This is a genomic window from Chrysiogenes arsenatis DSM 11915, from assembly GCF_000469585.1.
Classification (GTDB): Bacteria; Chrysiogenota; Chrysiogenetes; order Chrysiogenales; family Chrysiogenaceae; genus Chrysiogenes; species Chrysiogenes arsenatis.
Map to the genome: position 1 here is coordinate 84,212 of NZ_AWNK01000004.1, position 16,535 is coordinate 100,746.

Consider the following 16,535-nt stretch of genomic DNA (forward strand, 5'->3'; position numbering starts at 1 on the left):
TTAAAACTCAAATTCTTCCTCTGTGTAGAAGTCGAAAATGAAACTATCTTGAATACTTGAGCCAAAGCTCGAAAACTGGAAGTCTCCATAGAAGTTAACCACCTTGCTGGAAGTATACGGCATTTGCAGGTTGAAACCTGGCTCTAAGCCTACTGGCGCTTGCTGCATAAATCCAAAGTCGAAGTTGATGCCACCAAACATTCCGTCAGAGATGCCAAGATCGCTCAAGTTCATAAAGGAACTCATGGTGGCTTTCTGTAAACGTGACAAGCTTGCATGATCAAGGAATGTTGTCGCATTGTGCAAACGCAGAGCATCCATATTTTCTATCGATAATTCTTGGATTGTTTTACTTGCACTAGCCGAAGCGCCTCCCCCTTGAGATCCACTGAAGCGCACTGACTCAAAAGCACTCAATTTGAATTCCGCTCTCACTGGACCATGAACAACGGCGTGATTACCCACAGAAATCACGTACACTCGCTGATCAATACCACGGATACCAAATATATAGCTATCACCAGTAGCATCATCAACAACACTATACAGTTGCCCAGGACCGACAATGCCATGAATCTGCGCTGCATCTATCTTCAGTAAGTCAGCGCGGATAGCTTCAAGTTGAGGTATCAGGCTTGCTACTGGCTGATCAATAAAAAACGGTATCGTCTTGATAAACACCTGATTGGCAACAATATTGGCTGCTTGTGTCCCGAGCGAACTCTGGATACGATATTCCGAACTTTCAAGCCACACATCACCACCCGTCGCAACGTGAGCAATCAACAAAATACTATCGGTCGAGGTAAAGTAAATATCGCCTCGCTCTGATAATGTCTGTGCACTTGCTTTCATCTCTATGACCGGAGCCGTGTAACGAACTTCCCCCTGCCCCGTCAGCGACAGAGTGGCCTCTTGCACAATACTTTTTCCAGATGAAAGGACAACGGTACTATCGACGCCTGAGATATTCATAGCAAGAATCAGTGAACCATGTACGGCATGGAGTTCGATAGTGCCATGACTACTCGTTCCATTCAGCATTGAATCCGTAATTTCTTCAACAAGAGCTTCATTGGTCATCCGCAGCACCGTTAGCTCACCGAACTGGTCATTATCACCAATGCGCAAATCTTCTTGGGCGGCAAGGAAGATACCACCATGACCAATATCCGCACTCAGTGAATCGACTTCAACCACAAAAGGACGCCCTGATTCACCAAGTTGACTACCAGTAACCCGCAGATACTTTGCTAGGATATTCACGGTACTTGAAGGAGCACTGGTTATGACGCCACCAACCAGACTGACCGCAGTTGGAGTTGTTACATGAGAGATGGACATACTGTGAGTTGCTTCGATGCGAATATTGTTCTGAGTTTGCAATAGAGCTTTAGCTGTCATGGAGACTGATTGGGCACTAATGTCGAGCGTCGCATCTCCTGTAATATGAACCAGACTGTCGATAAACTCCACATTGCCGTTCCGCGCTAACAACGACACATTACCACTGCTGGCAATGTCGCTCTGCACGATAATGGATCCATTTTCAACTTCTATTTGTAAGTGCTCGCCAGAGAAATTCAACGCACCATCAAGTATAAAGTTTCGCTGCTCACCGGAAACGCCTGCCTGCACCATTATGACAGTTACGGTGTCGGTTGCCAATTCAAGCTCAGACAAACGCAGATCACCACTAGTGGTAATGGTATTTAACCCCGCTATGGTGAATACCCCCTGCAGGGTAGTAGTCCCGCCACTGTGAGCACTTAGATCGCCACCAACCGTGAGGTTTCCTTCAATTGTCAAAGTTTCATCGGTTTTGATAGTCGTGTCACCGGTGATAGTGATTGCATCGCTGAGTATTACTGCTCCGGTTCCGGTGATAGCAAGGTCGCCGCCAATCTCTAGTGTGCCTTCGACGGTAGTTGCTCCGCCGACTGTCAGGGTAACATTGGCGCTGGTGAAAGTTCCTTCTATCAGCAGGGCATCGGTTGATGTTAGTTCAGTACTTCCTTCAACGATAAAGATTCCGTCTAGGATGCTCTCGCCTGCACTGCTTGTGGTAAGGGCGCCACCAACAGTGAAGTTTCCTTCAAGTGTCAGGTCAGCATCGGTCTCGATAGTCGCGTCACCAATAATAGTGATTGTATCGTTGAGCATCACCGCTCCGGTTCCGGTGATAGCAAGGTCGCCGCCAATATCTAGTGTGCCTTCGACGGTAGTTGCTCCGCCGACTGTCAGGGTAATGTTGGCGCTGGTGAAAGTTCCTTCTATCAGCAGGGCACCGGTTGATGTTAGTTCAGTACTTCCTTCAACGATAAAGGTTCCATCTAGGATGCTCTTGCCAACACTGCTTGTGATGAGGGCGCCACCAACAGTGAAGTTTCCTTCAATCGTCAGGTCGGCATCGGTCTCGATAGTCGCGTCACCGCTAATGGTGATTGCATCGCTGAGCATCACCGCTCCAGTTCCGGTGATAGCAAGGTCGCCGCCAATATCGAGCGTACCTTCGACTGTAGTTGCTCCACCGACTGTCAGGGTGACGTTGGCACCGCTGAAGGTTCCGGTAATCGATAAGTCTGCTTTCGCATCGATAGTCGTGTCACCGCTAATGGTGATTGCATCGCTGAGTATTACTGCTCCGGTTCCAATGATAGCAAGGCTGCCTGCAACATCCAGCTCACCTTCGATAGTGGTTGTTCCGCCGATTGTCAGGGTGACATTGGCGCTGGTGAAAGTTCCTTCTATCAGCAGGGCACCGGTTGATGTTAGTTCAGTACTTCCGTCAACGATAAAGGTTCCATCTAGGATGCTCTTGCCAACACTGCTTGTGATGAGGGCGCCACCAACAGTGAAGTTTCCTTCAAGTGTCAGGTCGGCATCAGTCTCGATAGTCGCGTCACCGCTAATGGTGATTGCATCGCTGAGCATCACCGCTCCGGTTCCGGTGATAGCAAGGTCGCCGCCAATATCTAGTGTGCCTTCGACGGTAGTTGCTCCGCCGACTGTCAGGGTAACGTTGGCGCTGGTGAAAGTTCCTTCTATCAGCAGGGCACCGGTTGATGTTAGTTCAGTACTTCCGTCAACGATAAAGGTTCCGTCTAGGATGCTCTTGCCAACACTGCTTGTGATGAGGGCGCCACCAACAGTGAAGGTTCCGGTAATCGATAAGTCTGCTTTCGCATCAATGTTGATGTCACCGTCAATGGCTATTGCATTACTGAGTATCACCGCTCCGGTTCCAGTGATATCAAAGTTGCCAGCAACATCCAGCTCACCTTCAATAGTGGTTGCTCCACCAACTGTCAGGGTGACGTTGGCACCGCTGAAGGTTCCAGTAATCGATAAGTCTGCTTTCGCATCGATGTTGGTGTCACCGTCAATGGCGATTGCATTACTGAGTATCACCGCTCCGGTTCCAGTGATGCCAAGGTTGCCAGCAACATCCAGCTCACCTTCGATAGTGGTTGTTCCGCCGACTGTCAGGGTGACCTTGGCACCGCTGAAGGTTCCGGTAATCGATAAGTCTACTTTCGCATCGATGTTGGTGTCTCCGTCAATGGCGATTGCATTACTGAGTATCACTGCTCCGGTTCCAGTGATATCAAAGTTGCCAGCAACATCCAGCTCACCTTCAATGGTAGTTGTTCCTCCGACAGTCATGGTGACGTTGGCACCGTTGAAATCTCCGTCAATCGTCAGGGCTGCATCAGTATCGATAGTCGTGTCACCGGTGATAGTGATCGAATCGCTGAGCATTACCGCTCCAGTTCCGGTGATGCCAAGGTTGCCGCTAATATCCAATGTGCCAGCGACTGCGGTTGTTCCACCGACTGCCAAGGTGACGTTGGCGCCAGTAAAGGTTCCGATAATCGCCAAGCCTGCTTTCGCATCGATGGTCGTGTCACCGGTGATAGTGATCATATCGCTGAGCGTTACCGCTCCGGTTCCGGTGATGCCAAGGTTGCCGCTAATATCCAGTGTACCAGCGACTGCGGTTGTTCCACCGACTGTCAGGGTGACATTGGCACCGCTGAAGGTTCCGATAATCGCCAAGCCTGCTTTCGCATCGATAGTCGTGTCACCGCTAATGGTGATTGCATCGCTGAGCGTTACCGCTCCGGTTCCGGTGATAGCAAGGTTGCCTGCAACATCCAGCTCACCTTCAATAGTGGTTGCTCCACCGACTGTCAGGGTGACGGCGGCGCCGGTAAAGTCTCCTTCTATCAGCAGGGCACCGGTTGATGTTAGTTCAGTACTTCCTTCAACGATAAAGGTTCCGTCTAGGATGCTCTTGCCAACACTGCTTGTGATGAGGGCGCCACCAACAGTGAAGTTTCCTTCAAGTGTCAGGTCGGCATCGGTCTCGATAGTCGCGTCACCGCTAATGGTGATTGTATCGCTGAGCATCGCCGCTCCGGTTCCGGTGATAGCAAGGTCGCCGCCAATATCGAGCGTACCTTCGACGGTAGTTGTTCCTCCGACTGTCATGGTGATGTTGACACCAGTGAAATCTCCATCTATCGTCAAGTCTGCTTTCGCATCGATGTTGGTGTTGCCGTCAATGGTGATTGCATTGCTAAGTGCAACGTTTCCGGTTCCGGTGATGCCAAGGTCGCCGGTACTCACCAGCCTACCTTCGACGTTAGTTGCGCCTCCGACAGTCATGGTGACACCACCGCCGGTGTATCTCCCTTTAAGTGTTAAATCATTTGTGGCAGAAAGGTTGCTACTTCCTGTTGTGCTAAAAGTACCGCGCAAGATACTTGCACCATCGCTGTTCGCGACGAAGTCGCCAGCAACGGTTAACTCGCCTATGATTGTCAGGTCTGCTTTCGAATCGATGGTCGTGTCACTGCGCAGCTTGAAATCACCAATAAGAACCATATTGCCCTGACTGTTGATTGTACTGGTGCCGCTTACCGTGAGTGACAGCGCACTTGCCTGATTGCTGGTGAGCGCTCCAAGGGTATCAATGTGCAACGTTCCGGCAACTGCATTTCTACCAAAGAGGTACGTGTCGCCATCTATAAAGAGCGTCGCATCACCGTTGAGCGTAGTGACGTTCAGGCTCGCAATGCGCACCTCGCTCTGAGTATTTGCGCCAAGGGAAATATCGCCATTGGTGGCGCGCATGGTGGTTTTGCCACCAAGTCGCAATACATCATCGGTATCATTGGCCAGTGCTATTGATTGGGCGGTGAATGAGTTATCGCCCGTCACGATAAGCTGTGTACTGGCGCCAGCGGTAATACTCTCTGGCGTAGTCACATTAAGGCGTCCCGCCGTATTGCTGCCTACAAACGTCACGGCATTATCAAGTTCCAATACCACTGCGCCAGCACTGTTGACCGTCAAGGTTCCGGCAGAGAAAAAGTCACCAACAGCATTGCCAAGACGAATTTCCCCGCCAGAGAATGCGGCATGACCTGTAATCGTAAGTTGTGCTTGCGTCAGGTTGGAAAGCACATTGACCGCTTGCGCACGAAGATCTCCACCGACAGTGATATTCGATAGGGTTAAATTGTTGGCAGCCTTCAAATGGACATTTTTGGCTTGATGCACCGTCACGGCACCACCAAAGTTATGACTATTGTCAAATACAATATCCGATGCCGCATCAGCCGTGAGCTTTGTGATTCCCGTGACCGACAACTTGCCCGTCGCGCCATCATTAAGAGAACCCGATACCACCAGTTCTAGTGTTTTAGCAGTGCTTTCCCCCGCTAACACCATATCGCCATCGTGTGTTATGCGCACATTGCCATTGCTCACAAAGGTCAGAGTGCCAGTAGTGAAGGAATCGGTATCGATAGTAACGGCACTGCCTGAGAAACGGGAATTCTCTTCAACCGCAATCTGCGCCCCCTCTAGAGTACTCAGCTCATGAACCGCTGTCGCAACAAGATTGCCGGTGACGGTCAGATTTGCCAGTGTCAAGGTATTCACATCGCTGAGTGTTACATTCCGAGCGCCGAGCACGGTCACTGCGCCACCAAAGTTGTGCGCGTTATCCAAAATGATATCGGCAGTCTCCGTTGCCTGCAGTGTTGTGGAGCCTGTAACCGTCAGGGTAGCATCAGTTCTGTTGGTAACGGTGCCTTGTGCCGTCAAAGAAAGATTACCGCCGGCAAAGCTTGCACCGGCTAAGGTGAGCGGTGCGCTTTGGGTAATCACAACATTGCCAGTGGTACTGAATTGGAGTGCACCAAACGTAACATTTGATTCCGTGCCAATCACAATATCCGAACCGTCGCCAACCAGCAACGCTACCACACCAGCGACATCAATAGTCACGTTAGCTTCGGTTTCAATACTTCCATCCGTTTCTAGGATAAGATCATTCGTCACATTCACAGCACCAAGATGAATAGACTGGGTATTTTTTAACGCCACATCATACGCATTGGTTATATGAATCGCACCACCCAGACTATGATTATTGTCAAGGTGGATAGCTTTTTCGTCTGCCACACGAAGTAATGTAGCGTTGATAACGTGAAGCACACCGGTATCACCATCCGTGATATTGCCCGTCGCATGTAACGTCAGTTGCTGAGTAGAACTCGCTTGCAACAGGAGTAGATCACCCGTGTGAGAGATCTCAACCGCACCCGTCGTCGTAAATTGCAGCGAGCCAAAACGTGCCGTTACCGGCTCATCAATCGTAATATCTGCCCCACTGCCCGCCGTGAAAGAGGCGTGACCAAGTACGGTAATAATTGTTTCATTGCGTGTACCGATCGCACCATCCACTGTCGTCAGCACCAGTGACCCGGCTGTATTATTACCTGTCATGATGGCATCAGCACCAGCCGCTACGTTTACAATAACCTCGCCCTCACTGGAAAACCGCATGGTTTCGGTGCTAAAATTATTCTCAATACCCAAAGTAATGCTGGCAGCGGTAACATCTGTCAATCCACCAACTTCAATGGTATCCACTTGGCTTACGTGCCCGCCAGCATGAACTTTCAAATCACTATTGCTAGTAATTGCGCCTAGCTTTACGTCATCAATATCAGCAATCGAAATGGCATGCTCGCCATCATTCAAAATCAATACAACGCCAGTAAAGTTATTTGTACTATTAGTTAAAGCAATCTCACCCGCCTGAGTGGTAAACGTTACCAAACCAGCATTGAGAGCTTGTACCAATGCGCCCGTTTGCGTTATGGCACCGGTGGCCGCAATGGTTAACGACCCACTCCCCACACTTGATGTCCCCAACTCCAGTGCTCCATCCTGCGTCAGCGTAACCGCATAGTCACCAGAGTTATGTAAATGCACCGTACTCGCGAACTGATTCGAAGTATCATCAAGTGTTATAACCCCAGCACCCGCGCTCAGGTGTGCCACTCCACCCACCGTAATGGCGCCAGACTGCACAATTCCTTGACCAGCTACGCGCAAGTCACCACGTATCGATGAGACACCCAATTCAAGTTGCTCATTTGTTGCTACCGTGACATTCGCACCTATCAACGCCACCGCACCAACAAAGCGGTTTTGCGCATCAGTCAGCGTGATGTCAAATCGTTCATCACCACTTGCGGCAGTGATGCGACTCTCACCACTAATCACCATAACCCCTGCTTGCGAAATCACACCATGAGCATAAATATCCATATCACCTGTTATCGTAAGCTCTCCAAGTTCCAGCGCACGGTTGTTCACAATGTTAGCGCTCGCTGCCACAAGGGACACATTACCCGAAAACTCGTTTGCTAGATTCTCAAGTACAACCGACCCCGTTGCATGGAGTGCCATATCACCACTGACGTCTAACGCGCCAGATTGTGTAATATTTCCTGCTGTCACAACGGTGAAGTCGCCACTTATGGTTGATGCACTCAGTTGAGTGTTCAACATATTGTGCACGGTTACATTGTGCGCATTAGCAAACGTCACAGAACCGGCCAGGCGATTATTTTCATTTTCCAGAAGAACATTCGATCCCGCCGTGACCGTGAGTAGCGTCGTACCACCCACCTCTAGCCAAGCCGCAGTATTTGCTAAAATTCCACCAACCGTTGACGAGAGAGCGACACCTCCTGTCACCACACTCTGCCCCGTGAGGGTGATCGCCGAACCCGTATCGCAAAGCGTAACGTCCGTTGCCTTCAATTGCAGTAATCCGGACGTGAACCCATCGCTATCATCAATTCCCAGTGTAATATCAGTTGTGGCCGTCAAGTCAGCAAGCCCCGCCACACTAATAGCCGTTCCGGTAGCCTGTATAATCGCACCAGCAGTCGCATCGAGTGTGAGCGAGCCACTGAGCGTCACATTCGCCAGCGAGACTGACTGATCCACGAGAGATGCATTTTTGCCACGCAAGGCCACTGAGCCAGTAAAGTTATTGCCTACATGAGTTAAGGTAATATCATAATCGGTTATGCCATCAAGACTACGAGCCTCTATCTCACTCCAACCGGTAACAGTAAGTGAACCACTTTGAGTAATATCGCCCGCCGCACTTATATCGAGATCTCCACCAACCTGACTTTCAAGCAGTGTCAACGCCTGTTGATTCTGCAACGTTACATTTCCGCTGACATCAAGCTGTAAACTATCCGTTGCCAGTGTTGTCCCTGAAGCCTGTGCCACATCACCAGTGGCTAGAATAGTTAGGTTTCCATCAACTACGGTATTGCCGAGTGTAAGCCCGTGCGTCGTAATCAGGCTCAGATTGCTGGCAGAAGTCGCGACAGCTTTCAGAGTAAGCGTGGTGCCATACACGGTAGTGTCCGTATGTAACATTGCAGCCGCATCCAGCGACGCGCCCACAGTAACCACACCACTAGCCGTTTCGTTGCCCTGCCATTCACCTCCGGCCTTTTCAAGATGACCGAAAATGAACTGGCTAAAGCCATGAGAATTTGCCAGCATCGAATTGCTGATATTCAGCGCATCGCCAGCACTTACGCCAATATTCACGTTGCGCTCAGCGCTATACGCTCCGATGATCAACTCGGAACCATCACTTCCGGTGAAAGTTTTCCCGTCTGCCAAATGAACAGCATCGACGATAAGAGTCAGATCCTCAGAGACCGACACATTATCGTTGAAATTCGCAACCGTGGCACCGGTGATCGCCAGTGTTGCCGCTTGTACTTTCGCATTGAATTTGATCGTGCCACCATTGAGGGCAATATTCAAATCAGCATCGGCGGTCACAATGTCAGCGGTAATGGCAATATTCCCCGCCGTGCTGCCACTGAGCGTCACCATGCCACTACCAAAGCCTACCGTTCCACCTATAATCGTCAATGAACCGCCATCCAGCAGGGTTACACCTTTTTTGAAAATGACATCGCCCGTCGCATTGATGACCAGATCGCCAGCTATCGTCACCGCTTCTTCAAAGGTGACGTCGCTTGCACCGGTGATGTTCATACCAGCCAAATACCCTGTGGCCGGAGCCGTACCACTGCCTGAGCCCACTTCGCTCCAAACAATGACACGACCACCATCACTGAGATTTAGATTGAATGTCGTCTCCACCCCGCCACTATTCGCGGCTAAGTAGTAACCAGCACTCTCACCACCCAGTGTAATATCGCCCCCACTGGTTACCGACACGCTGGAACCTACGATCCGTAACGAGTCATGAATCGTATACTCTCCGGCAAATAAGTGTCTTCCACTAAGGTTGGTAGTTGCACCAGAACCGGTGATATTCAGCGATCCACCTTGAACCGTTCCACCCAAGTAGGTGGTATCGGAGTTCACTACAAAATCCCCTGCACCAACATTGATATCGCCATCGAGTTTTAATACCGTGTCGCCACTATTGTCGACGGTCAAACCTTCGGACTTCAGCTGCGTCACGGTGAGCTGATTCGCGTTATTGCCCGTCAGGTTCAGTGCAACCGTTTTGGTTGTTTCCAGATTCAGTGCGCCCGTCGCACCAGTAGAGACCTCGCCACTGATATTCAATGCCGCATTACTACGAATATGCGTATTGGCATTGGCCGAATTTACCCCATTGAGGGTGACAGACGTATTCGTACTATCGGCAAGAGTAAAGTCAACTTTCAGCTCCGCACCACCAGCACTGCTATTGGTGAGATTGGTTAACTGAGCATTACCAGAAACCTGTAAATTCAGGCTTCCCCCTTGCATCGCTACCGTACCACCAGCTAAATCCCCCTGTTGTTGAACGGTGAGTGCCACACCCGCCGTCGCCTGAGTATTCAGGTTTAAGTTCGCCGTTTGCGTACTCAGGGTCGTATCTTGCGTCACGGCAACGGTTAGATTTTTTGCAGTAATGGTGCCCGAAGAGAGGACGGTATTCCCCGTCAGACTAATATCTGAATTTCCAGTACCAACGTTACTTCCGAGCACAATATCGCCACCAGAACTTGCTAAGTCGAGTGACTGCCCATCTCCCAATGGCAAATCGGTTACCCATATGTTGCCAGTAGCCGTAGCGGTTAGCGGTACATATCCATCACCACCTAAACCCACCTGCGAGTTCAGAATCGGTTTCGGGATACTCACCACGTAATCGCCTTGCACGTCTGTTTCCAGTTGCGCCAAGCTCAATGCAGATTGAGAGACCATGTTACGAGTAAATTCACCGCTGGAGGTTGCAATATTGAGAGTATCCAAAGCCCCAGTTGCACCAAGGATAGACACCGTATCCCCTACAATATGCACCGCACCACTTGGGGCGGCTTCCATGCGCTGAATAGTGCCAATGGTATCCAACGTCACAGCACCGGCGGGCGCCGACACAAGACCAACTTTAATATCCCCTAAAGTTGCAACCGAAATGGTGTTCGTAACGCTATTGGTCATAGAACGGACATCAACCAGTGTCAAATCATCCTTCGTGCGGAGGTCGATCGCCCCATTGCCCGTGATCATTTGCTCGACTTTCAGCACACCGCTCTGCCGCACGGTGAGGTTACCGGAGTCCGTCTGCACATCTAACGACTTGACATTGGTAAACAGTGTCACATCGTCGGTTGCCCTTACCCGCAGTGTCTCTGACTTCAGCAATCCGCCCGTATTCATACTGATACGGTCGGCATGGAGTTCAATCAAGCTACTCGCATTGATGACACCGGCGGCTAAGTTGAGGTGCGCCGCTTCTATTTTAAGCGAATTTAGTGGCTCTAAACTTGTCAGACCGGCGATAACGCCATTGAGATAGAGATCATTCGTGGTTGCAATAGAGACACTTTCTTTGGCGCGCATATCCAGCACATGAACCATCAGCGTTGGTGCAATTACCCGAATAAAACCGCTTGGGCTACTTTCTGTAGGAGAACCTTCAGTTGGTGTACCTGGATTTTCCCCTTCAAGATTCACCACGGCAATATCTGACAATCCCGATGCCCGCATTACCAATTTATCTATTTTTCCGGCTGGATTATCCAAACGGAGCAGATCTCCCTCGAACATGATGTTGGCATCTGACACCAGCTCTACCAGAGCATTGGCACGGATGGCAGCGTTGAGAGTGAGTGTTTGACCAGAATCATCGACACCAGTACCCGAATGCACCGCATGGATAATAACCTTGTCCGCCGACATATCCTCATCAAAGCTTGTCACTTGACTACCCGCATTACCAAAGGCAAAGGCGCTGGCACGGTATTCCAACGTACCGGCCGCCTGATTAAACTGACGGTAGAGGTTGACACTCCCTTGCGTAGCTACCAATGCCAGATTGGTATAGCCGGTAACCGAGTCATCGGCACTACTGCTCCAACCATCCGGTTTTTCGACCAGTACATTGCCCTCTTCCGACTGTAAACGGATCGTGTGGCCACTTACCTGAGCCTCTTTATCGAGACGCACATCATCCTGCGCACTTATATGCAAAAGGCCAGAACCTTGTAATGCTACCGTACCAAGTAACAGTCCGGGTGAAGTTTGCCCCGCTAACGAACGGTCGCGTACAATCAAATCGCCGCTGTCACTACTGGCTTGTAGGTGATTGACCGCTACCTCTAGCCCACTTACACCAGTACCAGCATCCAGAATTAACTGGTCGGCACGGATCATAGCCTGATCAACAGTGGCGCCTACAATATCTGCCGTAGTGGTTACGCTGACGAAGTCACGCACGCCATTATTACCACCGCGAATCCAGATATTTTCGACCACCAAACGGTCATTACTGACAACCGCTACGTTGCCTGCATCAAGGAGGATATCCCCCAGAATCAGGGCACGGCCACTTTGATTCAGTGTCAGATCGCCAGAGGCCAATTCTGCATCAATACGACCCGCTTGCGTGCGCAAACTCGTAGCCGTCCCCAACGACAAGTGCAGCTGCTCTACCGCAATGGCTGGGGTATTTTCATCGATATTTTGCACCCTACCCGGTGTGATCAAATGCACGTAACCACTACTAACAAGAGTGCCAATAGCAATTTGCGCCTGAGCCGCGTTCACGGCAACCGTGTCACCAACATTGAAGCCCTCACCCAGCACCGTCTGCACTTCCAGCGTCAGGCGATTCTGGCTCACATCACCACTCAGTTGAGCGTCTACTACCCGCAAATTGCCGGTATTTGTCAGGGTGACCAGCATGTCCACCGCATTGACAAGCGAAAGATCAAGGTTGCCCACATGGCTGATATCCATAGTGCTCCCCGTGCCAGAAAGCTTCAGCGACTGAACATCGTTCAGCACCAGCGTTGCTGTACCACCAGCCGCAAGGTGGAGCGTTTCGCCCTGCAAGTAAGCCCGTGCCATCAAAGTATCACCAGTAAAGCTCGCTTGCTGTATCAGATCCCCTTGGGTACTGATAAGCGTAACGGTATTTCCCGCACCAATCCCTTCGACAAAGCTACTGGCATCCAGTACGATATCACCCGTATTGGCCTGCAGGGTAATATGGTGGGCATATACCTCACCCAAAATATGCAGATGGTGCTGCGCCTCCACTACCACTTGGCCGTCAACCAGCGCGGCACTACCAATTTGGCCTGCGAGCGAAGCATCTTGCGCACTGTTCAGGCTAATGTTGCTCGCCAGCAGGGTGGAAGTATTCGCAAGCGCAAGCTCACCAGCGATTAAGGACAAACTCTCTGCCGTTAAAATCGATTGCGAAGCAAGTACGCCCGAACCTTCCACGGCCGCTTGCCCCTGCACACTCAGCAATCCACCAGCTTCCACTGTCAGCGCCTGTGTCGCCGTTACTAAGCCGCGCAAATCGACAGCACCGGCACTCTCCAAACGGATATTCCCCGCCTGCAATGATTGCCCCGCAAAAGCCGCTTGTTCTTGCACCTGACTTTCAAACCCAGGCACCTGCTCTGCACGCCCCTCTAAACCATACGTATTCTGTGTTTCCCACTGAGTTACCGTTTCATCTACAACGGTAGCGACTTGGGTTGTAATGGCGCCATACTGCGAAACAAGCTGGGTGACATCGTTCGGCTCGTACACCACCTGATAATGTAATTTCATACGCTGATCGCGCAAATCTGTGGTATTCGAAGTCCAGTCATAGGTGTAATCGGTAAAGGTTTCAAGTGGGGCATTTTTCGTTTGCCAGTCATCAATATGATAGAAAATTGACAACGTCGTATCGAGGCCAGTACCTGGAACTAATGCAGTATCATGATGTTTCCAAGAGAAACCAATTTGTAGAGTTCCATAAAGGTCACCACTAACTAGGCGACTAAATATATCAAGCTTTTCTCTTAACGATACATGACCACTTGCAACGTGCGAAGCGTGGTCTTGAATAGAATTGCTAAAATTATCAATAGAATTAAAATAATGGGCTGTATAAATATGACGAGGACTCATACTTGTGTTCCATGAATATGTAACAAGTCTGTCGATTAAATTGGAGTACAGTGTACTTTGGGTAGCGTCAAGTGTTGCAATACTTGTATTAGGATCAAGTTCAGCATCAAGTAGTGTAGAAAAATTCTGTTTCAATAACTCCATCATGCTTCCAGCAGTTGGAGTTGTGTAGTTTTCCCCTACTATAACTATATAGATTGCGCTTGTTTCTGGTGTATAGAGATCAGCTATGCGATAGCTCCCCGCATACTGATTACTACGCGGAGTAGTAACCACTACGTTCATATTGCCCGTATTATTAATGAGCGCCTCTACAAAACGGTTATCGGCGCGGATGAGCTGGGTTGCCGGTTCACTAGGAGTAAACCCTGCCGTTACAACATTTGAATTGATTCCATAGTCCACTGCCCACGTTGGCAGTAGACCGGAACTGAATCCAGCGCTACCCACGACGCTATATTCGCGACTACCACCACCCACATAGGTTACATCCCAATAGGCAGGGTCATTACCATCAATCACCTCATTGGCGGCGCTAATGATATCAGGAAAAGGAATAACACCCGTCCACTGCGATGCTGCCTGAGTATATTTAACCTGCGCAACGTCTTTGAAGTTTCCAACGAATTCACCCAAAAGATCGCCACCAGCTACCGGTGAGCTAAACAGCGGTACATACCCCAGCGTGTCGGCGACTGCCATTTTCTGCGCGTCGCTTAAAGCGGCAAAAGTTGTTCCAGCGGTGGGCGCACTGAGGCCATAGTTCCCCCAGACAATATTCTCATTGGTGTAGTGCGTTCCGTGCACAAAGCTCGCTTGAGTGTGACCAACGGCATTGCGATAAGTGACAGTAACCCCAAGTTCAGCCGCCGATTTCCATGTGCCACTATTATTGCCATTCATTGTGGTGTCGTTTACCAGATATTGTGGCCCACCTTGCGACACAACGCGCAAGATATCGGCCTCAGCTCCCTGCGGCAGGCTGATCAACATATCGCGCCAACCGGCAACATCGACGGAAGTCACCTGTTGCGCATTCCCATGCCATGACGGAGTATGGGCAGTAGCCGTCGCGGTGCCGTTCGTAACCGTCACTTTCTGTGCATTGCTGTAACTGAACTGAAACAGTGGCTTGTACCCCAGATAGTTAAGCACAGCCTGACGTTGCGCCTCGTTTAACTGGTCAAAACGGGTGTTGGCACTTGGTGCCGTCGCCGTGCGGTTCGGCAGGAGTTCGGTAGCCGCATTGTTCCAGTTGACTACACTGTTCTGATAATCCTGCCCTTCGATAAAGAATTCTTTGAAGTTGGTGCCATTATGGTAGCCGGTCTGCTCCAGCGCGACATTCATCATGACATATTCGTAGCCGACCGTCACACGCGACTGCGAGACTATTTCCATCCTGGTGGTTTCCGACCAGACAATTTTGGGAATGGTTATCGTGCCAACAGCAACACTCTGCGTGCCGGTTACAATTGGCACAAAAGTTATTTGCGTGATCAAGGTTGGCACACGGATCGTCCGCTCCTGGGTGCCAGCAATACTCGCTTGGAGTATCAAATCGCCTCCGGTCTGAATATTGAGGTCACGGGCGGCGGTGGCTCCGCCGATACCCAGCACATACACATTACCAGCCGCCTGCAGGCTCGCGGTGGTTTGTGCCGCTTGCAATGCAACATGACCAAGGCTGAGGTCGACACCAGCACGGATATCGATATCTCCGCTTGAATCAAGCAGCCCATTCAATACCAGTTGCCCTGCAGTGTTGATTAACAGCCGGGCTACGTTTTCGCCACTTGGGAGATCAGTCACTTTCACCTCGCCATTTATGGCGATCGCCTGACTGAGGAGGTGGAGCAATGCACCGGACTGCAAGCGAGCGGAACCGTCTATCAGCAATTCGGCATCAGCTTGGGCGCGAAGCGTGCTCCCCGTGCCTGTGGTTTCGACCAGTGCGGCCGCAAGTATATTCAGTTGCTGAGCGGCATGGAGCGCAATGGTGTTGGCCGCATGGAGTTGACCGGCATGGGCGGCTATGCCTTCGCCATCGACGATACCATCGCCGATATAAATGCTGCCAGCACTGGAGTGTAGATGTATGTCGCTGACGAGATGGAGATACTCTCCACCCTCATTGATTTCAGCACCAAGGCGGGTTTTTACAAAAATATCATCTACTGCGGTGAGTGTCAGCGTGCCGCCAGCGACCCGCAACGTATGCCCCGCTTCAACCAATAAGCCAAGATCTGGGTGGCTCGAAACGCCTGTGCCGCCGTGGAGTTCTAGGCTCGTGGTTGCCCAAACTTCGCCCCCAGCCATCCAGAGCAAACCACTGGTTGTGATGGTGACATTATTACCCACTATGCGGCTAAAAGGGTTGAATTTCAAAAGGTCATCGGTGCTATCCAGGCCCGTTTGAAGCTGAATGTTGCCACTCGCCTGAATCAGCGCCAAGCTCGCTACGAGTTCGTTTGTAGTGGTGTTTAATACTTGACCACCCATTTGCAATTGTCCGTCAAGATTGAATGTCACGTGGGCGATGTTTCCAGCCGACCAGTCGGCTTCGGTTGGGTTTTCCGCGTCAAAGCGGGCACCAGCATAGGCTTGACCGACCCAGAAGGCATCGTGTGCCGTCACGGTGAGTTCACTGCCATCACCACGGAGGTAGAGCGCTGCATTTCCTGCTAAGTGCAACGTTGCCCCGGCATCAATGTGCAAATCATTAGCAACTTGTATGGTCACACTGCTTGGAT

The 16,535-nt window shown here is 50.6% G+C and carries 1 protein-coding gene (cut by a window edge); it reads right to left on the reverse strand.

Translation table 11 applies throughout. From position 1 onward, the window contains the following. Nucleotides 1-16,535: the end of a hypothetical protein gene (locus P304_RS0102230; RefSeq protein WP_236613290.1), read on the reverse strand. It continues 20,749 nt past the right edge of the window; 16,535 of the gene's 37,284 nt are visible here — the last part of the coding sequence; its start codon lies beyond the right edge, outside the window; it ends in the stop codon at nucleotides 1-3.